Source organism: Mycobacterium hackensackense (assembly GCF_025822555.1).
GTDB lineage: Bacteria > Actinomycetota > Actinomycetes > Mycobacteriales > Mycobacteriaceae > Mycobacterium > Mycobacterium fluoranthenivorans.
This window is the reverse complement of record NZ_JACKUC010000029.1, coordinates 529487-552213: the sequence shown is the minus strand read 5'-3', so window position 1 is coordinate 552213 and position 22727 is coordinate 529487. Positions and strand designations below refer to the sequence as shown.

Genomic DNA, 22727 nt, shown 5'->3' with positions numbered 1-22727 from the left:
TTCATGCCGACGGTCGCTACGTCACACCCCCGAAGGGGGGTGTCCATCCGAAGAAGGTGAATCCTTGTCCCTCAAAAGCTATTTCCAGGGTCCTGCGACAAGTCTCGACGAGCAGGTCGAGAGCTATGCGACCACCCGCGTGCCCGACGATCAACGGTGGCGACGCCCCGCCGTGCTCCTCGTCCTGAGCGGCAACATCACGGCGATGTTCTGGTTCGCCCTGGGCGGCCAGATCGGCTTCCTGGTGGGCTGGCCGATGTTCCTGATTCCGGTGGCCTACATGGTGATCGGCGCGACGATCATCGGTGCGCTGGTGATGCGCATCGCCAGCCAGGAGGGCCTGTCGCTCACCTTGTTGTCGCGGGGCCTCGGCTTCGGCGCCAAGGGCTCGGCGATCGCCTCCATCGTGTACGCCGTCAACTATGTCTTCTACTTCGTCTTCGAAGGCAGCATCGTCTCGCACGGCCTGAGCCATCTGCTGGGTATCCCTATCGACTCGGGACAGGCGACGGTGGTCTTCGCCGTGATCGCCGCCGCGGCACTGTATTTCTCCTGGCGTGGAATGCACTCCATGAACCTGCTGCAACGCTTCGGGCTGCCGATCTTCGTCATCCTGTTCGTGATCGGCATGGTGATGCTGGCGAATGGCTACGTGCTGGTGGGCCCGGGGGAGTGGGCGGCGCAGGGCGGGCTGACCGCGACGTCGATGTGGCAGGCGATGAGCCTGGCCAATGGCCAGGTGGTTTTCCAGGCGTTGATCGCGACCGACTATGGCCGGTTCGTCAAGCGTTCGGTCGGCTATGCCGGCACTGCGGGCCTCATGTTCGTCGAGCTGGCCATGATCGTGGTCGTCATGTTGTTCGGTGTGCTGCTCGGCTTCACCATGCTCGGGCATTTCGACGGTACGGATACGCAGCGTCAGCTCTCGGCAACCGATCCCGGCCTGATCTTCGCGGTCGTGATGGGAGTCTTGGGAGTCATCTTCGCCGTCATCACCCAGGTGCGCATCAACGTCATGAACCTCTACTCCGGCTCACTGGCGCTGTCCAACGCATGGGATGCGCTGGCGTCCAAGCGGGTTGGTCGGCAATGGTGGATGGTGGCGTTGTGCGTCGCCGGCATCGCCTGCTACCCGGTGAACATCCTGCAGTACACCGGGGAGTTCCTTGCGGTCACCGGAATCATGACCAACACCTGGATCTTTATCCTGCTCAGTGACTACTACGTGTGCCGCAAGCTGCTGAACTTGGCTCCCGCCCACGACATCGAATATCGGGACGGATGGGTCAAGGACTGGAACGTCTGCGGCATGGTGGCACTCGGATCCAGCCTGCTGGTCGGAGCGCTCGGTGTGGCGGGGTTGTACCCGATGTACCTGGCATCGTTTGCCGCCATGCTGCTCGGTCCGGTGATCTACATTCCGCTGACGATCGCCACCCGGGGTCGCCAGTACGGGATACGGCTCGAGCAGTCCGGCGAGGTGCACCAGGACACGGACGCGCGAGTCGTCGACGGCGTCTAGCCTTTCACCGCGAAGTCGACGCTGTGCCAGCCGGTCGCCCCGTCTGGCACCACGTCGGCGAGGTCGGCGGTCTGCACCGCACCGGTGTTGTCGGTGGCGCGCACCGTGATGGTGTGTAGGCCGGGTTGCTCGGCCTGCCAGTCGAAACTCCACAGCCGCCAGGTGTCGTTCGAGTACGCAGCCCCGAGAGTCGCCGGTTGCCAAGGCCCCTCATCGATGCGTACTTCGACGGCCCGCACCCCGCGATTCTGTGCCCAGGCCACCCCGCCGAACCGGGTGGGTCCCCTCGGCACGTCGGCTCCGCTGCGGGGCACGTCGATGCGGGACTCCGTCTTGATCGGGCCTTTGGGAGACCAGCCCAGCTTGGTCCAATAGGCCTGTGCGCGGTCATATCTGGTGAGTTCGAGGTCGACCACCCACTTGGTGGCCGAGACGTACCCGTACAGTCCTGGCACCACCAGGCGCACCGGGTAGCCGTGTTCGACGGGCAGGGGCTGGCCGTTCATGGTGATCGCCAGCAGTGCGTCGCGGTCATCGGTGAGAGCCTGCACCGGGGTGCCCGCGGTGAAGCCGTCGCTGGAGGTGGACAGCACCATATCGGCGTCGGGATGGACGCCGGCGGCGGCCAGCAGATCGCGCACCCGGTAGCCGGTCCACACGGCGTTGCCGATCAGGTCGCCACCCACCGGGTTGGACACACAGGTCAGTGTGACCATCTTCTCGATGAGCTCGAAGGAGGCCAGATCATCGAAGCGGTAGGTCTTTTCGTGATCGACCAGGCCGTGGATGCGCAACTGCCAGTCGCCTCTGGCCAGCTGCGGGACCGACAGCGCGGTGTCGATCCGGTAGAAGGCGGCGTTGTCCGTCACGAAGCTGGGCAGGTCCACACCGGGTGGCTGTACACCCGGTGGCACCGGCGGTGCGGGTTTGGCCAGCGGCGGCGGGGTGAAGGATTTCCGGTCGCCTGCCACCGAGTTCAGCCGTCCGCCGTACACGGACCCGAGTGCGGTGGCCAGGGTCCCCAGGCCGAGCAATCCCAGTGCGGCCAGGGATAACCGGCGGCCCGGATCGGTATCGGTGGTGCTCGTCGGGGCGCTGGCCGCCCCGTCGAGCAGCCGTCCCGAGACGAGGAACCGCAGGGCCGCGATTCCGGCCACCGCGCCGAGAACGGTGGGGACGAGGTCCAGCGGGCCGGCGCCGGTGCGGGTCAGCACTGCCGCGCAACCGGCTGCGCCGGCGGCGGCGAACATCACGCTGCCGATGGGCACCCGGCGGCGCTCCAGCAGCCCGGCCAGCGCGGCCAGTATCGCGATGACGACGAGCACCGCCGACGTGAGGAACAGCTTGTCGAAGGTGGCGAAGGTCTGGATCGCCCACTCCTTCACCGGGCCCGGGGTGCGGTCGATGACGGTCGATCCGACGGCGGTGCGGGCGTCGGCGGACGCGCCCAGCGGGATCGCCGCCAGCGCACTGACGCCGAGGGTGATCGCCGCGGCGGAGATTCCGCAGAGCATTCGGGTACCGGGGGCGATGGCTGTCACAGAACCACGCTAGCCCAGCGAGGTCCCCGAAAGGCTTACCGTAAAGTGTCGCCGGAAGGTCGACGTTACAGTCTGACCCCATTTTGGAAACATGACCGCGAAAGGGAGCTAGATGGAGATCTCGGGTAAGAAGGCCATCGTCGTCGGTGGGGCATCCGGTTTCGGTCGCGCCACCGCGGAGGCCTTGGCCAAGCGGGGGGCCGGCGTCGCCATCCTGGACCGGCCGCAATCGAAGGGTAAGGAAGTGGCGCAGCAGATCGGCGGCGCCTTCCACGAGGTGGACGTCACCGACTTCGACGGCACCGAGGCGGTGCTCGAAGCTGCGGTCGAGGCCCTCGGCGGCCTGCATATCGCGGTCACCACCGCAGGCGGCGGTATCGGTGAGCGCACCGTCAAGAAGGACGGGCCCCACAGCCTGGAGTCGTTCCGTAAGACCATCGACCTCAACCTCATCGGCACGTTCAACATCAGCCGACTCTCGGCATGGCACATGAGCAAGAACGAGCTTGTCGACTCGGAAGACGGCGGAGAGGCCGAGGAGCGCGGCGTCATCATCAACACGGCGTCCATCGCGGCGTTCGAGGGCCAGATCGGCCAGGTCGCCTACACGGCGGCCAAGGCGGCGATCGCCGGAATCTCGCTGACCATGGCACGAGACCTCGGCAGCCTCGGCATTCGCGCGCTGGCCATCGCGCCCAGCCTGTTCGCGACCGGCCTGACCGAGGGCATTCCGGACGAGTTCGCCACCGTGCTGACCAAGGATGCCGCCTTCCCGAAGCGCCTGGGCAAGCCCGAGGAGTACGCCAAGCTCGCGGTGGCGATCGTGGAGAACCCGATGCTCAACGGCCAGTGCCTACGACTGGATGCCGGCCAGCGGTTCGCCCCGAAGTAGACCCGAGGATATCGGTGTGATCGGTTGCGGTAAGCGCAGCCGATCGCACCGAAGTCGCCGATAAAACCCGCCCACCACTTGTGGAGCCTTTTCCAAGCCAATTCCAAGCCGGCGCACTACTGTTTGCCCATGCTCAAGCGAATCACCGCGGCGTGCGCCGCCGTCGTGATGGTGGCCGCGTGCGGTAGCCCCAAGGTCGAGATCCCCAAATCCTCGGCCCTGGCCAAGCCGGACACCAGCGGTATCAAGGTGCAGGGTGAGGCATCGGGCCCGTTGAACCAGCTGGCGATCGAGGCCATCGCCGACCTGCAGGAGTTCTGGGGCAAGCAGTTCCCCGACCTCTACGGCAAGGAGTACGAGCCGGTGGCCGGTGGCTTCTTCGCGGTGGACCCGTCAACCGGTGAAACCCCGCCGTGCGCCGCGAGTCCCGACGATGTCGCGGGCAACGCCTTCTACTGCGGCTCCAAGGATGTCGTCGCCTGGGATTCCAGCGGCCTGTTCCCCGATCTGCAAGCCAAGTACGGCGATTTCGTCATCCCGATCGTGATGGCGCACGAATGGGGACACGCCATCCAGGAGCGGTCCAATTTCACCGCCCGCACCGTCACCCGCGAATTGCAGGCCGACTGCTTCGCGGGGGCCTGGGCTCGACATGCCAAGGACGACAAGGTGTTCGAGGTGACCAGCGGCGAACTGGACACCGCACTGGCGGGCATCCTGGATCTGCGCGACCCGGTGGGCACCGACAAGCTGGATCCGTCGGCGCACGGCAGTGGCTTCGACCGCGTCGGCGCGTTCCAGGACGGTTTCGACAACGGCGTCACGAAATGCAAGGACTACCGCGACGACGATCCCATGGTGCTCGCGTTGCCGTTCAACGATCCCGAAGATGCGGCCAACGGCGGTGACGCCCCGTACGACTCGATCGTCAACGGTGTGCCGTACGACCTGGAGGACTACTGGACTCACGTGTATCCGGAGATCGCTGACGGAAAGGCATGGCCACCGGTGCACGGCCTGGAACCGTTCGACCCTTCGAGTCCACCCAACTGCGGTGACCAGTCCGCCGAGGGGTTCTCACTGTTCTACTGCGTGCCCGACGATTACATCGGTTGGGACAACGCGCAGACGATGCCGCGGGTGTACACGCAGGGCGGCGACTATGCGGTGGCCACACTGCTGGCGACGCAGTACGGGCTGGCCGCGCTGACGCGCCTGGGCGACGAGTCCGACGAGAAGACCTCGACCGCGCGGGGTGACTGCTTCGCCGGGGCCTATACCGCCAGCGTCATCCTGCACAACCGGGCGGAGACCAGCTCGTGGTCGATCTCGCCGGGTGATCTCGATGAGGGGATCAAGGCGCTGCTGGTGTTCCGCGGTGCCGATGACGCCGACCGCCAGGGCGCGGGATTCGACCGGGTGCGTGCCTTCCGTGAGGGCGTCATCAACGGTGCCGAGGCCTGCCTGGACTACCAGCACTGACGACACCCAGCAGCAGGTGGCTTCAGCGGTAGGTGTCGTAGCCGAGTTTGACGGCTAGGCCCAGCCCGGCGAGGGCGATGAGCAGGCGTAGCGGGGTGGCCGGGGCGTGGCGTACCACGACCGGCCCCAGTCGTGAGCCGATCAGGCAACCCAGTCCCAGCGGCACCACGGCGGCCCAGCTCACCGGGGCGAACACGATGAAGCCCAACGCGGCCACGGCGTTGGCGACGCCGAGCACCACGTTCTTGGTGGCGTTGGCGTCGGCCAGGGTGGCGCTGCCGGTGCGCAGGAACAGCGCCAGCAGCAGCACTCCCGCGGCGGCTCCGAAGAACCCGCCGTAGACGCAGATCGCCAACACCAGGAGGGCCTGCAGCACCAGGTGTCCGGTGTGGCGGGGCCGGTCGACGTTGTTGCGCACGGGTAGCGCGATGACCAACGATGACGCCGCCAGCAGCACCGGCACCACCTTCTCGAACCCCTCGGCGGGGATGGACAGCAGCAGTGCCGCGCCGGCCGCTCCGCCGAGCACCGCCGTCGGGACCATCCTGCGCAACTTGGCGCTCTGGCCCCGCAGCTCGGGCAGCGAACCCCACACCGAACCGATGCCGTTGAACACCAGCGCCACGGTGTTGGTGACATTGGCGGTCACCGGCGGCAGCCCGACGAGCAGCAGCGCCGGATAGGTGGACACCGACGCCAGTCCGGCGATGCTGCCGGTCAGGCCGCCGCCGATTCCGGCGGCGAACAACAGCAGCATCTCCGACCACGTCACCGGCCCATCCTGGCCCAGCGTCCCCGTGCCGGCGGAATCCCGCCCCCGCCGATACGGGGGCGGGATTCCGGTGCGGTCTTGCTACTTCTTCTTGGGCGAAACCAGTGCGTCAGCTGGGTCGGGAGCGCCTTCACGATCACGCACCACCCGGTAGGCGATGTACCCCACGGCCAAGGTCAGTGCGACGAAGATCACCGCGAAGTACTGCAGGAACCACGAGTCGCCGGCCGGGTTGTAGACCTCCTGACGGGGCCAGCCGATGTTGACCACCAGCAGCCCGCCCATCACCACCGCGACCAGGTTCACCGGGATGCCCCAGCGGCCCAGATCCATCACCGGTTTGCCATGGGACAGGCTGGTGCCCCGCAGCCGGTGGATCAACGCCGGCACGGTCACCATCAGGTAGGCCAGATAGACGATCACCACCGAGACCGACGCGATGGCCGCGAACACACTGGCCTGGCCGAGGTTGACCAGCAGGACGGCGATGGCCAGCAGGCTGACCGCCACCCCGGTGATCACGGGGGTGCCGGTGCGCTTGTTCACCTTGGCCAGGAACGTGCCGAACGGCAGCCGGTTGTCGCGGGCCATGGAGAACATCACCCGGGAGGCGGAGGCCTGGATGGCCAGCGTGGCGGAGAACATCGCGACGGCGACCAGTCCCAGCAGGGTTTTGCCCAGCCAGGTGTCGAGCTGGCTTTCGATGACCCAGGCCATACCGCCGGTGGCGAGGTCGTCACCGAGCGCGGGAGCCGACATGAGGGCCGCGACGATCATCAGTCCACCGCCGACGAACGACACCAGCAGGGCGTTGACGATCGCTTTCGGGGCGGTGCGTCGGGGGTCCTTGGTCTCCTCGGAAAGCTCTGCGGCGCTGTCGAATCCGTACATCACGTAGGCGGCCATCAACATCGAGGCCAGAAAGGCCGGCAGGTAGTGGATACCCGAGCCGTGGCCGCCGGTGTCGGCGACGGCCTGGACGGGACTGCGCTCGGCGGTGAAGAACATGGCGCCGATGATCAGGATGACGCCGATGATCTCCAGGGTGACGCCGGTGACGGTGATACGCGCCATGAACCGCACCCCGGCCGCGCTGATGATGGTGCACAGCACGATCGTCACCGCGCCCAGGATGATGCCGTTGGTGGCCCCGTCCACCGACAGGGGATCCATATCGGTGCCGACGATCTGGAATCCGCTCCAGATCGGCGGGAGCACCGTCTGCATGGCGATGGCCAGCGCGGCGATCGAGACGATGTAGCCGATCAGCATGAACCAGCCGGCGAACCAGCCCACGGCGTTACCGGCGAGCCGCCGCGACCACTGGTAGATGGCGCCGGCAACCGGGAACTTGCCGGACAGTTCGGCGAAGACGAGGCACACGCAGAACTGACAGATGAACACGATGGGCCAGGTGAAGAAGAACGCCGGCCCGCCGAGTGCGAAACCGAGCGGGAAGAACGCGAACACGGTGGTGAGGATCGACACGAAGGAGAAGCCCGAGGCGAAAGCGGCGTAACCGCCGATGCCGCGGTGCAACTCCTGCGTATAGCCGAGCTCCTCCAGGGTGGCGGCGTCCTCCTGTGAGGAGATCGCCGGATCGAAGGTGGCGGACATACGGTGCTCCTGGGGTGAGAAAAGCTGGATGGAATAACTATCGTGCGATAGAAATTAGCCTGTGTTTTTGATCCGCGCATTTCGAAGCTGTCACATCTGTGTGACCTGCACCGTGGGAGCAAGCGAGTGACAATCGAGTCCGTGCCTCCAGAAAGTCCCGACACCCCCTCCGGTCACGGTATCGCCGCAGCCCTCGGAGTCATCGATGCCGCAGGTGACGAGGCCGCGTTGCGTGCGGGGGTCGGCCAGGCCCGGCAGGCCGTGACCGCGGAGCTGGCGGCGCACACGCCGGCGCCGGCCCTGGCCGCGGGCTGGTCGGAGGTGTTGCGCGGCGGTGTCGCGGCAGCGGTCCGGTTGACAGCGATCGACGGTGCCGCGGACTGGAGCTGGTTCGTCTCCGGCAGCGTCGCGCGCGGTGAGGCCGCGCCCGGTTCCGATGTCGAGACCATGGTCGCCCTGTCCGACGCCGTCTCCGACGAGCGCAAGGTCGCTCTGATGGCGCGGGCCGCCGAGGTGCACGCGCTGCTGGAACGCTGTGGCATCCAGGGCGACGGCAACGGGGTGCTGGCCAGCCGGCCGCGGTTCTGCCGCCGGATGGCCAGCTGGACCGAGGGCATCGAACGCTGGGCGGCCGACCCGCGCGAGGACCGCGGGGTGGTGATGACCGGACTGATGGCCGACGCGGCCGCGGTGGGATTGGCCGACGCGGCCGTGGCGGGATTGGCCGACGCGGCCGTGGCGGGACGGCACCCCGGGATCGCAGAGGATGTACTGCGCGCCCACACGGTCGAGGCGGCGCGGCGCCATTATGCGGCTCGTCAGGCGATGCTCGACGACGCCACCACCCTGCGCGCCGGTTTCCCGTCCCGGCTGCGCATCTTCTCCCGGCACGCCGACACCGTCGACATGAAGGCGGCGATGGTGGATCCGGTGGTGAAGATCGCCCGCTGGGCCGGCCTGTCTGCGGGATCGGTGGCAGTGTCCACCCTCGGTCGCCTGGATGCTGCGGGTGCGGCCAATATCCTTGATGCCGAGGATGTTTCGACACTGCACGAGTGCTTCCTGTGGCTGACCAGGTTCCGCTGGCGGTTGCGGGCCGGTCCCTGGCTGCAGGGCAGGCCGGTGTCGGACGTGGTCACCCTGGCCGATATCGCCCCGCATGAACGGGCGGTTCTGCGTGGCGTGCACCGCGAGGTGGCAGGGATCAGCCGCAAGCTCACCTTCCTGGCATCGACGTCGGCGTTCCGGTAGTGGAAGCCGGCGCGCTGCGCCAGACCGTCGCCGCGCAGCGGCTGGAGGGCTGGCGGCCCACCGATGAGCAGCTGGCCGACCTGGGTCGGCTGGCGCGTGCCGAGCTGAGTTTCGGGGAGTATCTGGCCGGCTACCGGGCCCGGTATCCACCGCCCGCGCCGGCACCGCGGCGCTGGGTGCTGCGACGTCGTATCCCGTATCTGATTCCAGGAACGACGGTGTTGCGCAACAATTTCGGCGTCACCGAGCCGTCGGCGCTGATCGAGCTGGAATTCACCGCGACCGCGGGCCGCATCCTCGGGTGGCAGCAGCGGATCGCCGCCGGGCAGGTCGGCACCGGCGATCTCGATGCGCGGGTGATCCACCAGCAGGTGTTCGGTGACGTGTACGCATGGGCGGGGGAGTACCGGATCACCGAACTGCGCCGCGGTGACGTCGCCTTCGGATGGCAGGCCGATATCGGCGCCCGGATGGACGAGATCACCGGGCACGCGCGCGCGTTGGTGACCGACCGGCCGCCCGACGCGCCGGCGCTGGCCTATGAGCTGTCCCGGCTCTATGCCGACTACAACCAGGTGCACCCGTTCCGCGAGGGCAACGGCCGCACCGGGACCCTGCTGCTGCACACCGTGGCGGCCCAGTGCGGGTATCCGCTCGACCTCTCCGGAATCACCCGCGCCGACTGGTACAGCGCATCGGCGGACAGCATGCCGTTCCGTCGGGACGGGCGAGCCAACCACCGGCCGTTCATCCCGCTGCTGGTGCGCGCGGTCGGCGACCCGTAAAAGGGTTGCGCGGACCCCGAAGCTGCGGCTAACCTCGCCCACGTGCATCGCATTGTCGTAGTAGCTCTCCGCAGCGGGGTCTGATCCAGACCGACCCCCCGCTGTGGGTCGCACGCTACTACCCGTCGGTCGCTCCCGAAGAGCCGAAAGACCGACACCATGCACACCACCACCCTCACCGGTCCCCGCTTCGCCGACTTCTTCGACACCCCGCTGCCGCGCGGCCTGCGCGAACTGGCCGGCGACATGTCCTGGGATGACGTCGCCGCCACCTTCTCGGGTGCCGGTCCGCTGAGCCTGGACGACCGAACCGCCGCGGCCCTGGCATCCGCGCCGGCCCCGCTCGCCGCCCTGACCGGCCTGCTCTATGAGCAGGGCTGCGCCGTCGAGATGCTCAACTTCCACCAGCTGCGTGCCGGCGGGCAGACCGCGACCTTCATCCGCGGCACCGACGGCGTCCGCATCGAATGGGCGATCGGCTGGTCGGAGTCGCCGACCGAATCCGCGCTGCGCGCGTTCGTCGCCTGCGCGAACCGGCTCGCATAACGCCGAAAGGCCGGTTATGGCACGCGTTTTCGTGAAACGTGTGCCATAACCGGCCAGTCGAGCCGATCAGCGAATGGGGCGCAGCACGATCGGCATACCGTCGATCGGCACGGGCATGCCGCCGTAGTCGTAGTGCGGCTTGTACCCGGGGTGGGTCAGCTCGAGGCGGTAGCGGCGCAGCAGGCGGTGCATGACGGTCTTGATCTCCAGCTGGCCGAAGACCATGCCGATGCACTTGTGCGCACCCCCGCCGAACGGCGCGAACGCGTACCGGTGCCCCTTGTGCTCATTGCGCGGTTCGGTGAAGCGGTCGGGATCGAACTTCTCCGGGTTCGTCCACAGCTCTTCGAGCCGGTGGTTCATCGACGGCCAGGTCATCACATTGGTCCCGGCCGGCAGGTAGTACCCCAGCAGATCGGTGTCACGCACGGTCTGGCGGAAGTTGAACGGCAGCGGGGTCTGCATCCGCAGGGCCTCGTTGATCACCAGATCGTAGGTTTCCAGTTTCTCCAGTGCCTCGATGTCCAGCGGGCCGTCGCCGATCCGCTCGGACTCCTCCCGGCAGCGCTCCTGCCACTCCGGGTTGGCGGCCAGGTGATAGGCCATCGTGGTCAGGGTCGACGTCGAGGTGTCGTGGGCCGCCATCATCAGGAAGATCATGTGGCTGACGATGTCCTCGTCGGTGAACCGCTGACCGTCCTCGTCCTCGGCGTGGCACAGCACGCTGAACATGTCGGTGTCGCCCGACGCGCGCTTCTCGGCGAGGCGGCCGTTGAAGTAGTTCTCCAGCGTCTCGCGAGCCTTGATCCCGCGCCACCAGCTCAACGGCGGCACCGGCTTGCGCACGATCGCGTTCCCGGCGCGCGTGGTGGTGGTGAAGGCGTGGTTGATGGTGGTGACCAGTTCCCGGTCGGCACCGGGTTCGTGGCCCATGAACACCACCGAGGCGATGTCCAGCGTCAACTCCTTGACCGCGGGAAAGAACAGGAACCGCTTGTCGTTGGCCACCCAGTCGTTGGCCAGCACGTGGCTTGCCACCGAGTCGATGTGCTCGACGTAGCCGGTCAGCCGGCTGCGGGTGAACGCCTCCTGCATGATCCGGCGGTGGAACATGTGGTCGTCGAAGTCGCGCAGCATCAGGCCGCCCTCGAAGAACGGCCCGATCACCGGATCCCAGGCGCGCTGCGAGAAATCCTTGTTGCGGTTGGAGAACACGGCCTGGGTGGCATCCGGCCCCAGTGCCAGCACCGCGGGCAACACCGGCGAGAACATGTAGTGCACCGGGCCGTATTTGCGGTACAGGTGCAGCAGGAAGTCCGGACCGCCGCGGAACATCTCGATCATGTGCCCGAACACCGGCAGTCCGGCGTCGCCCATGACCGTCTTCAATCCGCTTTCCGGCGGCGCGGGAGCCAGCGGGAACTCATCCCACTCGTGCGCCAGCAACCGCTTCTCGATGGTGCCCATCCCGGGGATGGTCACCGGGGTCGGGGTCATGCGGCGCCTGGCCTGATCGAGAAGATAGGCCGGAGTGCTGATGGCGGGTTTGGTGTTGGTCGACACTGCGGAGCTCCTGAGAAGATCGTCGGGCTAACAGACGTGTGGTCGATGTCACTCGTGGAAGTCATCCTGTATGCCAGACTTGACGCATGTCAAGTTTTGCAATGGCGCGCCGCGATGCAAAGGTCTAATTCATGACTGCACAGCCGGAATCGGTGCCGGATCAGCCGGTCCGTCGCAGCCGGGGGGACCGGCAACGCGATGCCATCGTCGCCGCCGTTCGCGAACTGCTTGAGGAGAAGCCCTTCGCAGATCTGTCGGTGAGCATGATCAGCGAGCGCGCCGGCGTCGCCCGGTCGGGTTTCTACTTCTACTTCGACACCAAATATGCGGTATTGGCCCAGATCCTGGACGAGGCGACGCGCGAACTCGAGGAGCTCACCCAGCATTTCGCGCCCCGCGGACCCGAGGAGACCCCGGCGGCCTTCGCCAAGCGGATGGTCGGCAGCGCCGCGCTGACATTCGCGCACAACGATCCGGTGATGTCGGCCTGCTACGCCGCCCGTGCCACCGACGCCGAGATCCGCCGCATCCAGGACGAGCAGATGCTGACGGTGATCGAACAGATCATCGCGGTGGTCGAGGGCGAGATCGCCGCCGGTAACGCGCATCCGATCTCCGAGGACATCCCGACGCTGATCCGGACCCTCGGCGCCACGACGGTGATGGCGTTCTCGGGTGACCTGCCGTCCCTGGGGCCGGGCAATGACCGGGACCGCATCGTCAGCGTGCTGGAGAAGTTGTGGCTGCATGCCCTGTGGGGCGGTAACACCGTCTGATCGGTACCGCCGGTAGCATCTGGGCCATGCCGGACACGTTCGCGGGCAAACGTTGCCTCCTGACAGGGGCGGCGAGCGGTATCGGTCGCGCCACCGCGCTCCGGCTAGCCGCCGACGGCGCCGAATTGTTCCTCACCGACCGGGATGCCGATGGGCTGGCGGTCACCGCCGCCGACGCCGAGGCGCTGGGCGGCAAGGTGCTGCTGCACCGGGTTTTGGACATCTCCGACTTCGACGCGGTCAGCGCCTTCGCCGCCGATATCCACGCCGCGTACGGCTCGATGGACCTGGTGTGCAATATCGCGGGCATCTCCGCGTGGGGCACCGTGTCCACCCTGACCCATCAGCACTGGAAGTCGATGATCGACGTCAACCTGATGGGGCCGATCCACGTGATCGAGACATTCCTGCCGCCGATGGTGGCTGCGCGCCGTGGCGGGCATCTGGTCAACGTGTCGTCGGCGGCCGGCATCGTCGCACTGCCGTGGCACGCCGCCTACAGCGCCAGCAAGTACGGGTTGCGCGGGCTGAGCGAGGTCTTGCGCTTCGACCTGGCCCGGCACCGCATCGGGGTGTCGGTGGTGGTGCCGGGAGCGGTGAAAACCCCTCTGGTGCAGACGGTTCAGATCGCCGGCGTGGACCGTGACCATCCCCGGGTGGCGAAATGGGTGGACCGCTTCTCCGGGCATGCGGTGTCCCCGGAGCACGCCGCCGCCAAGATCCTGCAAGGGGTGGCGCGCAACCGGTTCCTGATCTACACCTCGACCGATATCCGGGCGCTGTACCTGTTCAAGCGGCTCGCGTGGTGGCCCTACAGCGTGGCCATGAGACGGGCGAACCTGTTGTTCACGCGGGCCCTGCGGCCGGGCCGGTTAACCGACCGCGACTGAACAGATAGGTCAGCGTTTACCCCAGTCCCAGGCCGGCGCGGTGAGCAGGGTCTGGCCTTGGACCCGGGTCTCACCCCACTCCTTGTACAGCGCCACTTCCGAATCCGCGGCGAGCCGCTGCACCAATGCGGCGGCATGGGTGATGACGACGACCTGCGTGCGGGTGGCGGCGGAGCGGATCATCTCCGCCAGCGGTGCGACGAGATCAGGATGCAGGGAGGTCTCGGGCTCGTTGAGCACCATCAGGGAAGGCGGCCGCGGCGATGTCAACGCGGCACCCCAGAGCAGGAAACGCAGTGTGCCGTCGGATAATTCGGCCGCCCGCAGCGGGCGCAACATGCCTTGCTGGTGCAGGTGAAGCTCGAACAGTCCGTCGTGGACGGCGACGGAGATGGTGGCCCCGTCGAAGGCGTCGGCCACCGCCCGGGCCAGATCGTCCTGGCCGACCTCCAGGATGGTCTGCACGGCGGCGGCCAGATCGGTGCCGTCGTCGGAGAGTACCGGGGTGCGGGTCCCGATCTGGGGCCGTCGCGCAGGCGCGGCGGCGTCCACCCGGAAGCCGTCGTAGAAGCGCCAGCTGCGCAGCCTGTCTCGGACGGCCGCCAGCTCGGGATGTGTTCCCGGATGCGCGAATTCGGACAACACGCTGTGGTAGCCGGGTAGCCCGCGGGTCAAGGGGTCGAAGCCGCGGCCGGACTCCGCGCTCACCTCGGCGTACTCACCGGCGCGCCGGATCAGGACGGCACTGCGCCGGGCGACGGGCCCGGCGAACACCGCCTCGCGTTTGATCTCCGGATCGCGGGCGAAGGCGGAGTTCGGCCCGGCGTACTGCGGCAGGCCGAGGTCGATCAGATAGCCGAAATCATCCGAAGCGAACCCGAGTTCCAGTGATACCGGGCGGGTGCGGGTGGTGCCGGTACTCTTGCCGGTGCGACGGGCGCCGGAGGTCTGTTCGGGGCCGGCCCACAGCACCGATTCCAGTCCGCCCTCGTGGGCCAGCGAGCCGATCACCGCGCCCCGACCGCAGTCGGCCAGCAGGCGCAACGCCCGATACACCGAGGATTTTCCGGTGCCGTTGGCGCCGGTGATGACGGTCAGATCGCCCAGCGGCACGGTGATGTCGCGCAACGAGCGGTAGCCGCGGATCGCGATGGTGCTCAGCATGCCGCCCAGGTTATTGGCTGGCCCCGACACTCGGGGCTACGTTATGTTCTGGCGGTGCCTGACTTCGATATCCGGCGGGCCGGTGTGGACGACCGCGGCACGCTGTTTCAGCTCATCGCCGATTTCTATGTAATCGACGGCCACCACTTCGACGCCGAGCGGGTCGCTGCGGGCCTCGAGCCGCTGCTGCAAGACGACAGGCGGGGACAGGTCTGGCTGGGCATGCGTGCGGGCGCGGCGGTCGGTTACACGGTGACGACCTGGGGTTGGTCGCTGGAATCCGGGGGCTTGGAGTGTCTGGTCGACGAGCTCTATGTCAGCGAACGCGGGGGTGGCCTGGGCAGTGCGCTGTTGCGCCACGCGATGTCTGCGGCACGAGAGGCCGGCGCGGCATCGGTGTTCTTGGAGACCGAGGCGCGCAACTCGGCCGCTCGCCGGTTCTACCAGCGCCACGGGTTCGGTATCGAGGACTCGGTCTGGCTCAGCGCCGATCTGTGACCGGTGCCGTCCGGTGCTCAATGCGTCTGCGGCATCTCCAATTCCAGCCGTACCCCGAGCAAGCGGATAGGGCGGTCCAGGTCGAACTCCCCGAGCAGTTCCAGCGCCGTCGCGGCGATGGGGCCGGGCTCGGTGCCGGCGACGGCCAGCTTGCGAATCTTGGTGCGGGTGAAGAAGGTGTTGGTTCGCACCGTGACCGCGACCCGGGTGACGGTGCGTCCGGCCTCGACGACTTCGGTGAGGGTGCGCTGTGCCAGTTCGGTGACGGCGGCGTCCATCTCGGCGCGGTCGACGAGATCGTGCGTGAAGGTCACCACATGACTGCGTGAGCGGGGCACCCACGGTTGGGTGCTGACGGTGTCGTCGCCACCACCTTTGGCCAGCAGCAGGATCCAGAGTCCGGTGCTGGGCCCGAAGGCGGCGACGAGGGTGGTCGCGTCCGTGGACGCCAGGTCGGCGACGGTGGTGATACCCAGGGTGGCAAGCTTTTTCGAGGTCTTGGGCCCGACACCCCAGAGAGCGTCGACCGGGCGGTCGCCCATCACGGTCATCCAGTTGGCGTCGGTGAGCTGGTACACGCCGGCCGGCTTGCCGAAACCGGTGGCCACCTTGGCGCGCTGCTTGTTGTCGCTGATGCCGACCGAACAGGACAGCCCGGTCTCGGCGGCGATCACCGTGCGGATCCGCTCGGCCAGGTCGAACGGATCGTCCACGGCGGCTGCGAGGTACGCCTCGTCCCAGCCCCACACCTCGAGGGGATGGCCGAGATCGCGCAGCAGGCCCATCACCTGTTCGGAGGCCTCGTCATAGGCGGCCGGATCCGACGGCAGGAAGGTGGCGTCGGGGCATTTCCGGGCCGCGGTGCGCAAGGGCATGCCGGCGTGCACGCCGACCTCGCGGGCCTCATATGAGGCGCAGGTGACCACCTTGCGGGGTTCGGTCGGATCGCCCGAGCCGCCGACGATCACCGGCAGGCCGGCGAGTTCGGGGTGGCGTCGCAATTCGACCGAGGCCAGGAACTGGTCCAGGTCGACGTGCAGAATCCAGGGTTTCACGTGCCACAGAGTTTGCGGGCCACGCACTCCCACGCATCGCCGAGGCGGTCCAGGTCCTGGCCACGGTCATGGATCTGGTGTTCGACGTAGTCGGCGTCCAGCAGCGCCAGGAGCGCATCCGCTTGGGCATCGAGATCGCCTGTGGTTCCCGCGGATTCGAGCAGCATGCGCACGTGCGTGTGATGCAGCGTGGCGGGGGAGTTGAAGCGCATCTGCGGGTCGCGGTTGGCATCCGAGAGCAGCGCGTGGTGCGTGCGCACGAACCGCAGCCGTTCCCGGCCGTAGGCGAGCAGACGGGTCAATGGTGGGGCCCCGGGGCCCAGCGGGGGCGGGCCGAACATGAAGGCTTGTTGTTCGGCTTTCTCGTCCTCGTCGAGCAGGACGATCATCAGGCCGGCCCGGCTGCCGAAGCGCCGGAACAAGGTGCCCTTGCCGACCCCGGCCGCGGCGGCGACATCGTCCATCGACATCCCGTCGGCACCGCGTTCTGCGATGAGCCGCCGGGCCGCGTCCAGTAGGAGGGCGCGATTGCGCGCGGCGTCACCCCGTTCGTGCGGGGCGGCGCCGGTCAACGGCAACGCGATGAGGGGGTCAGGGGCGCCCATACCTGCACTTTAACTCAGCCGGAATTATTCGGACCACAGTCCGGTTAAGGTATGTGACGATACGAACGACCGTACAGACTGGGGAGTGAAAATGTCGGATACCAAGGTTCTGGTTCTGCTGGGCAGCCTGCGTGCCGCGTCGGTGAACCGCCAACTCGCCGAGCTGGCCGTGGAGTCGGCCCCGGACGGGGTGGACGTGCGCCTTTACGAGGGACTCGGGGAGCTCCCGCACTACAACGAGGACATCGACAACGAGGATGCGCCGGCCTCGGTGGTGGCTTTGCGTGAGGCCGCGGCCGGTGTCGATGCCACCCTGGTGGTCACGCCCGAGTACAACGGCAGCATCCCGGGCGTACTCAAGAACGCCATCGACTGGCTGTCCCGCCCGTTCGGCAATGGCGCGCTCAAGGACAAGCCGCTGGCCGTGATCGGCACGGCATTTGGGCAGTACGGCGGCGTGTGGGCGCACGACGAGACCCGTAAATCGTTCGGGATCGCTGGCCCGCGGGTGATCGAGGAGAAACTGTCGATCCCGGCGAAGGTGTTCGACGGTAAGCACCCCCGCGAGAACGCCGACGTGGTGGCCAATGTGCGCGATGTGGTGGGCAAGCTGGCCGCTGAGGTCGGCTGACCCAGTTCGCCATCCCGCCACCGGCCCCTCGTCAAGGCAATAGACTGCCGTCTCGAGGGGCCGTCGCATTCGGCTCGGCTCCCAAGCGTGGGATGTTGACGTGCGACATTCACAGGACCGGCCGACCACAATCCTGGCGTACACCTCTCCGGCGCTGGGCAATCTGTACCCGATTGTCGCGCTGCTGACGGAGCTGCGCCGGCGCGGCCACCGGATCGTGCTCCGCACCCTGACCGCCGGCGTGCCGATCGGCACAGCCGCGGGTTTGGACACCGCGGCCGTCGATCCCGGAATCGAAGCGGTCGCGATGACTGACTGGACGGCGCGCACCGGGCTGGGAGCGCTTCGGCGCGGATTCGAGGTCTTCGCCGAACGCGCGGCGCTCGAGGTGGAGGATGTGCGCCGCGCCATCGAGGCCGTGTCGCCGGATGCCGTCATCCTCGACACGAATTGTTGGGGTGCCCCGGTGGCCACCGAAGCCGCGGCGCTGCCCTGGGCGACGTTCTGGCCCTACCCGCCCTACCTGTCGTCGCGGACCAGTCCACCCTTCGGGCCCGGGCTGGCGCCGAGATCGGGAGTGCTGGGCCGGTGGCGTGACGCCGCGGTGGGCGCGATGACCCGCCGGCTGCTTGAGCGGGAGATGCTGGAGCCGGTGAATCGGCTGCACCGGTTGCTCGGCACCACACCGCTCACCTCCGGCGACGACTTTGTGCTGCGTGCGCCGCTGGTGCTGGTGGGCACCGCCGAGCCGTTCGAGTACCCGCATCCCGACTGGGACGAGCGCGTCGTCCTGATCGGTCCGTGCGAGCATCGATCCGCCGGCCCACCCACCGAGGTCTTTCTCGGACCGACAGTCTTGGTGACCACATCCTCGGAACGCCAGGGTGACGACGCCTTGCCGGTCACGGCCCTCGCGGCACTGGCCGATGAACCGGTACGCGTCGTGGCGACCTTTCCCTGCGGAGTGCCCGCCGGTGTCGACGTTCCTGCCAACGGCACCGTCCGCCGTTTCGTCGACCACGGGGCCGTGCTCGACCACGCGGTGTGTGCCATCACCCACGGCGGTATGGGTGTCACCCAGAAGGCCCTCGCCCGCGGAGTTCCGGTATGTGTCGTGCCCTACGGGCGTGACCAGTTCGAGGTGGCGCGCCGGGTCCAGGTGGCCGGGTGCGGCAGCCGGCTGTCGGCCCGCCGGCTCGACCCGTCCCGATTGCGAGCCGCCGTCGCGGAGGCGATGACAATGCGCGCGGGCGCCGAGCGCGTGGCCGCCGGGTTCGCCGCGGCCGGTGGCGTCATGCGTGGAGCGGACCTCGTGGAGCGGCGGCTACTCGACGTCACCGCGGCGAAGGGATGAGGGGTGGGCGCGGCCTGTGCGCAGTGCGGGACCGCGCCGCGTGCGGGCGCGAGATTCTGTGACGCCTGCGGCGCCCCGATCACCCCGGTGTTTCATCACCCCGAGTTCAAACAGGTCACCGTGTTGTTCGCCGATGTGGTCCGGTCGATGGACCTGGCGGCGGCCCTGGGCACCGAACGCCTGCGCGAGGTGATGAGCGAACTGTTCCGTCGATCCCGTTGTGTCGTCCAGCATTTCGGGGGTTCGGTCGACTTCACCGGAGACGGCATCATGGCCACCTTCGGCGCACCGATCGCCCTCGAGGACCATGCCGTCCGGGCCTGTCTGGCCGCGCTGGACCTGCAGACGGAGGCCACCGCGCTGGCCGCCGAACTGCACGGGCGTGACGGGGTCCGGCTGAAGCTGCGGGTGGGACTGAACTCCGGGCAGGTGATCACCGGCGATATCGGTGCCGGTCCGGGTAATTACACCGTCATCGGCGCCCACGTGGGGATGGCGCAACGGATGGAGGCAGCGGCCCCGCCTGGCGGCGTGCTGCTCAGCGGCTCGACGGCGCACCTTGTCGAGGGCATCGTCGAACTGGGCGCACCAGAGCAGTTGCGTGTCAAGAACTCCGCGGTGCCGGTACCGGCGCGACGGCTGCTGTCCGCCGGGTCGAGCGTCGCGGCCGGCGTGCGGTCGCAGTCCACGCTGGTGGGGCGCGAGGCGGAGGTGCGCGCGTTGAGCAGGCATCTGGATGCGGCGCTGGCCGGTGCGGGCACCGTCGTGGGTGTGGTCGGCGCACCGGGCATCGGTAAGAGCCGGCTGGTGGCCGAGGTGCTCAGGCGCGGCGCGGCCCGCGGTGTCGGCGTGGTGTCCACGGTCTGCGAATCACATGCCCACGACGTTCCGTTCCATGCGGCGGCGCGACTGTTTCGCAGCCTCACCGGGGTGGAGAACCTGCAGGGCCATGCCGCGCGCGACCACGTCCGCAGACAGCTTCCCGCGGCGGATCCGGCCGACCTGGTGCTGCTGGACGACCTGCTGGGTATCGCCGAACCCGGGATCGACGTGCCCGTCATCGATCCTGATGCGCGCAGGCGTCGCGTATCGGCATTACTGACCTGTGCGTCAGCCGCCCGGAGCGCCCCGGATGTGTACGTCGTCGAGGATGCGCACTGGATGGACGAGGCCAGTGAGTCGACCATCGCCGACTTCCTGTCGGCACTCACCGAGTCGATGGTGTTGATCACCTACCGGCCCGAGTATCACGGCAAGCTGGTCCAGATCACCTCGCTTGACGCGATCACGCTTGGTCCGCTGGATGATTCGCAGGCCTCAGTACTGATCGGTGAACTCGTGGGTACCGATCCGTCGGTGCGATCGCTGACCGCCGAGATCGCCGAGCACGCGGCGGGTAATCCTTTCTTCGCCGAGGAGATCGTGCGCGATCTCGCCGAACGCGGTGTCCTGCAGGGCAATCCGGGATCGTTCGTGGCCGGTGCCGATGCCACCGTGACGGGTGTGCCCCCGACGTTGCAGGCCACCATCGCCGCGCGCATCGACAGGCTCGGCGATGCGCCCAAGGACGCGCTGAACGCGGCGGCGGTCATCGGGACGCGGTTCTCCGGTGATCTGCTGGCCGGGCTGGTCGAACGGTTGTGTGTCGAGGAATTGCTCGAAGCCGACATGATCGAGAAGTTGGATTGCGACGGTGGTGTCGAATACGGCTTCCGTCATCCGTTGATCCGGACGGTCGCCTATGAGTCGCAGTTGCGTTCGGAGCGTGTCCGACTGCACCGTCAGCTGGCCGCGACGATCGAGCGGGACGGGCCCGGCACCCCGGATGCGAATGCTGCGTTGATCGCGACGCACCACGAGGGCGCCGGCGACCTGGCCGCCGCATTCGGCTGGCAGATGCGGGCCGGAAACCGGTTGGCGCTGCGCGATATCGATGCCGCGCGGACCAGTTGGCGACGTGCCGCGCGGTTGGCGGGGCAGCTTCCGGTCGACACCCCGGATCGGCTGCCCATGCTGATCGACGTCGGGACGGCGTTGTGTGGCACTGCCTGGCGCATCGGACTTGCCGAGGCTGAGCAGAACTTCGACGAGCTCCGCAGACTGTGTGCCGAGCATGGTGACCGGCGATCGTTGGCCATCGGGATGTCGGGCTACATGATGGCCCTGACCATGCACAATCATCCTCGGGTGGCCTCCGAGCTCGCCTCCGAACTGCGGCGGTTGCTCGAGAGCATCGGCGACGACGCTCTGGCGGTGGCGGCGTCGTTCGGCATTCTGGCGGCCAAGTGGGAGACCGGGGAAGTGCGCGACGTCCTCGCCGTGGCGCAGCGCGTCATCGACCACGACACCGAGACGGCCGAGGGCATGAAGTTCGTGAGCTCGCCGCGAGCGCTGGCGATGGCGTTGCGCGGCGTCGCCGGGATGTCGCTGGGCCTGCCGGGGTGGAAGGACGATCTCGACCGTGCCATCGCCACGGCACGTGAGCTCGATCCACTGATGTATGTGGTCACCAATCTGCACAAGTACGCGCAGATCGGTCTGGGTGCGCTGCAGTCCGGTCCTGATGCGTTGCGCGACACTGCGTCGGCACTGGCAGTGGCCGAACGATCCGGTGACGATTTCACGGTGGTGCACGCACATCTGGCGCGGGGGATCGTGCTGGTGGCCCGGGACGGTGCTGAGCGCGATGCGGGGTATGAGCACCTGCGTCGAGCTCGCGAGGCGGCGCTGCTGGGCTGTGGCAACTCGTCGATCGTCCTGATCGCCGATATCCACCTCGCGCATCAGCGGTACGCGCTCGGTGAGGTGGACGGCGCGGTCGCGCTCGCGTCGGCCACGGTGGACGAACTGTTCGCCCTCGGCTCGGTGGTGTGGCGTGGTCCGGCCACCAGCGTGCTGATCGAGGCATTGCTCGGCCGTGGCGCTCCCGGCGATCTCGAGGCTGCACGGGCGGGCATCGCGCGGCTCGACGGGGATCCGGTGGACTCCGGGTTCGTCCTGCACGAGGTGACGCTGCGCCGACTGCGGGCTCTGCTCGCGAGGGCCGAGGGTAACCAGGACGGGTACCGGCGCTGGACGGCGGGCTATCTGGCGCTCGCCCGAGCGTGTGATTTCGACGGCCATATCGCCGTGGCGTCGGCGATGGTGTGAGACTCGGCACCCTTTTGCTGCCCGGTCGAGGTGTGCCGGACTTGTCGGTGCCTGGTGATAGACCGGGGTGGTGACCCGACACACCCCGGATGTGACGTGCGACACGCCGGGCGTGTCGCGCTCCGCAGGGCTTACGACCAGGGAATTTCATGAATGTTGTTCAGAACATCTGGTATCTGTTCGGTTTGTCGGACACTAGGTGTAGTGTTTGGCGAACCGACAGACCCCAAGCAGTACGGGTCGGCCGGGGCCCCGGAACCGACGATCGACCGGATGGAATCCGCTGGAATCGGGGCCTTGCGAACCGGAATGGCCGGGTCCGCAGGAACGCTCTAACAAGTAAGTTGCCCGTCCCATTCGCAGAGGAGCCACGCAGATGAAGGTCACCGTGTACACCAAGCCGGCGTGCGTGCAGTGCAACGCTACCTACAAGGCCCTCGACAAGGCCGGTGTCGCCTACGACGTGATCGATATCAGCGTTGACCCCGAGGCCCGTGACTACGTGATGGCTCTGGGCTACCTGCAGGCCCCGGTCGTCGTGGCCGGCAACGAGCATTGGTCGGGCTTCCGTCCGGACCGCATCAAGGCGCTGAGCGCGGCGGCTGTCAGCGCCTAGTCACCGCCGATACACCG

20 protein-coding genes are annotated in these 22727 nt (G+C 67.7%); 13 read left to right on the top strand and 7 right to left on the bottom strand.

Annotation, left to right across the window (positions count from 1 at the left end):
- The first annotated feature begins 64 nt into the window (after positions 1–64).
- Positions 65–1522: a purine-cytosine permease family protein gene (locus tag H7J86_RS05780; protein WP_235683612.1), complete on the top strand. Its 1458-nt coding sequence runs from the start codon at positions 65–67 to the stop codon at positions 1520–1522.
- Here H7J86_RS05780 and H7J86_RS05775 read toward each other — a convergent pair.
- Complete coding sequence (locus H7J86_RS05775) at positions 1519–3036, bottom strand: molybdopterin-dependent oxidoreductase (RefSeq protein ID WP_267290603.1); 1518 nt, start codon at positions 3034–3036, stop codon at positions 1519–1521. The two genes, H7J86_RS05780 and H7J86_RS05775, sit on opposite strands and share 4 nt — an antisense overlap.
- Before the next feature lie 139 nt (positions 3037–3175).
- Here H7J86_RS05775 and H7J86_RS05770 point away from each other — a divergent pair, with 139 nt between their 5' ends.
- Both H7J86_RS05770 and H7J86_RS05765 read left to right on the top strand, forming a co-directional pair.
- The gene (locus H7J86_RS05770; protein ID WP_187098861.1) at positions 3176–3955 is read left to right on the top strand and encodes an SDR family NAD(P)-dependent oxidoreductase; all 780 of its coding nucleotides are present in this window, start codon (positions 3176–3178) and stop codon (positions 3953–3955) included.
- Positions 3956–4084: 129 nt separating this feature from the next.
- Positions 4085–5437, top strand: a complete 1353-nt coding sequence (locus tag H7J86_RS05765) for a neutral zinc metallopeptidase (protein WP_090357137.1) — start codon at positions 4085–4087, stop codon at positions 5435–5437.
- A gap of 22 nt (positions 5438–5459) precedes the next feature.
- Here H7J86_RS05765 and H7J86_RS05760 read toward each other — a convergent pair whose 3' ends face one another.
- Entirely contained in the window at positions 5460–6194 is a 735-nt protein-coding gene (locus H7J86_RS05760; protein WP_276065091.1) for a sulfite exporter TauE/SafE family protein, read from the bottom strand.
- Positions 6195–6290: 96 nt separating this feature from the next.
- Positions 6291–7826, bottom strand: coding sequence for an amino acid permease (locus H7J86_RS05755; RefSeq protein WP_187098862.1), 1536 nt, complete (start codon positions 7824–7826; stop codon positions 6291–6293).
- Positions 7827–7967: 141 nt separating this feature from the next.
- On the opposite strand from H7J86_RS05755, the gene H7J86_RS05750 reads away from it, so the two are divergent.
- The 3 genes from H7J86_RS05750 to H7J86_RS05740 all read left to right on the top strand — a co-directional run bounded on the left by H7J86_RS05750 (position 7968) and on the right by H7J86_RS05740 (position 10408).
- Complete coding sequence (locus tag H7J86_RS05750) at positions 7968–9077, top strand: putative nucleotidyltransferase substrate binding domain-containing protein (RefSeq protein WP_267289831.1); 1110 nt, start codon at positions 7968–7970, stop codon at positions 9075–9077.
- Complete coding sequence (locus H7J86_RS05745) at positions 9077–9862, top strand: Fic family protein (RefSeq protein WP_187098863.1); 786 nt, start codon at positions 9077–9079, stop codon at positions 9860–9862. The genes H7J86_RS05750 and H7J86_RS05745 overlap by 1 nt, the downstream gene beginning before the upstream one ends.
- Before the next feature lie 159 nt (positions 9863–10021).
- Positions 10022–10408 carry a homocitrate synthase gene (locus tag H7J86_RS05740; protein WP_267289830.1) on the top strand — a complete coding sequence of 129 codons (387 nt, stop codon included), beginning with the start codon at positions 10022–10024 and terminating at the stop codon, positions 10406–10408.
- Positions 10409–10474: 66 nt separating this feature from the next.
- Here H7J86_RS05740 and H7J86_RS05735 read toward each other — a convergent pair whose 3' ends face one another.
- Complete coding sequence (locus H7J86_RS05735; RefSeq protein ID WP_267290601.1) at positions 10475–11905, bottom strand: cytochrome P450; 1431 nt, start codon at positions 11903–11905, stop codon at positions 10475–10477.
- A gap of 197 nt (positions 11906–12102) precedes the next feature.
- On the opposite strand from H7J86_RS05735, the gene H7J86_RS05730 reads away from it, so the two are divergent.
- On the top strand, positions 12103–12747 hold the full coding sequence (locus H7J86_RS05730) for a TetR/AcrR family transcriptional regulator (protein WP_090357129.1): 645 nt from the start codon (positions 12103–12105) through the stop codon (positions 12745–12747).
- Between the two features lie 26 nt (positions 12748–12773).
- A complete protein-coding gene (locus H7J86_RS05725) occupies positions 12774–13637 on the top strand; it encodes an SDR family oxidoreductase (RefSeq protein ID WP_090357127.1) in 864 nt (287 codons plus the stop codon).
- Positions 13638–13646: 9 nt separating this feature from the next.
- Here the strand turns inward: H7J86_RS05725 and H7J86_RS05720 are convergent, their stop codons facing one another.
- Positions 13647–14801, bottom strand: a complete 1155-nt coding sequence (locus tag H7J86_RS05720) for an AAA family ATPase (protein WP_267289828.1) — start codon at positions 14799–14801, stop codon at positions 13647–13649.
- Between the two features lie 54 nt (positions 14802–14855).
- On the opposite strand from H7J86_RS05720, the gene H7J86_RS05715 reads away from it, so the two are divergent.
- Positions 14856–15299, top strand: a complete 444-nt coding sequence (locus tag H7J86_RS05715) for a GNAT family N-acetyltransferase (RefSeq protein ID WP_208410197.1) — start codon at positions 14856–14858, stop codon at positions 15297–15299.
- A gap of 17 nt (positions 15300–15316) precedes the next feature.
- On the opposite strand, the gene H7J86_RS05710 is transcribed toward H7J86_RS05715, so the two are convergent.
- Both H7J86_RS05710 and H7J86_RS05705 read right to left on the bottom strand, forming a co-directional pair.
- Complete coding sequence (locus tag H7J86_RS05710; protein ID WP_267289826.1) at positions 15317–16354, bottom strand: DNA polymerase IV; 1038 nt, start codon at positions 16352–16354, stop codon at positions 15317–15319.
- Complete coding sequence (locus tag H7J86_RS05705) at positions 16351–16959, bottom strand: TetR/AcrR family transcriptional regulator (protein ID WP_267289824.1); 609 nt, start codon at positions 16957–16959, stop codon at positions 16351–16353. Before H7J86_RS05705 ends, H7J86_RS05710 begins: the two co-directional genes overlap by 4 nt.
- 91 nt (positions 16960–17050) lie before the next feature.
- Between H7J86_RS05705 and H7J86_RS05700 the strand changes: the two genes are divergently transcribed.
- The 4 genes from H7J86_RS05700 to nrdH all read left to right on the top strand — a co-directional run bounded on the left by H7J86_RS05700 (position 17051) and on the right by nrdH (position 22710).
- The gene (locus H7J86_RS05700; RefSeq protein WP_090357121.1) at positions 17051–17590 is read left to right on the top strand and encodes an NADPH-dependent FMN reductase; all 540 of its coding nucleotides are present in this window, start codon (positions 17051–17053) and stop codon (positions 17588–17590) included.
- Between the two features lie 100 nt (positions 17591–17690).
- A complete protein-coding gene (locus H7J86_RS05695; protein WP_267289822.1) occupies positions 17691–18944 on the top strand; it encodes a glycosyltransferase in 1254 nt (417 codons plus the stop codon).
- A 3-nt stretch (positions 18945–18947) separates the two neighbouring features.
- Entirely contained in the window at positions 18948–22094 is a 3147-nt protein-coding gene (locus H7J86_RS05690; RefSeq protein WP_267289820.1) for an ATP-binding protein, read from the top strand.
- Positions 22095–22470: 376 nt separating this feature from the next.
- Positions 22471–22710 carry a glutaredoxin-like protein NrdH gene (gene nrdH, locus H7J86_RS05685; RefSeq protein ID WP_090357115.1) on the top strand — a complete coding sequence of 80 codons (240 nt, stop codon included), beginning with the start codon at positions 22471–22473 and terminating at the stop codon, positions 22708–22710.
- The last annotated feature ends 17 nt before the right edge of the window (positions 22711–22727 follow it).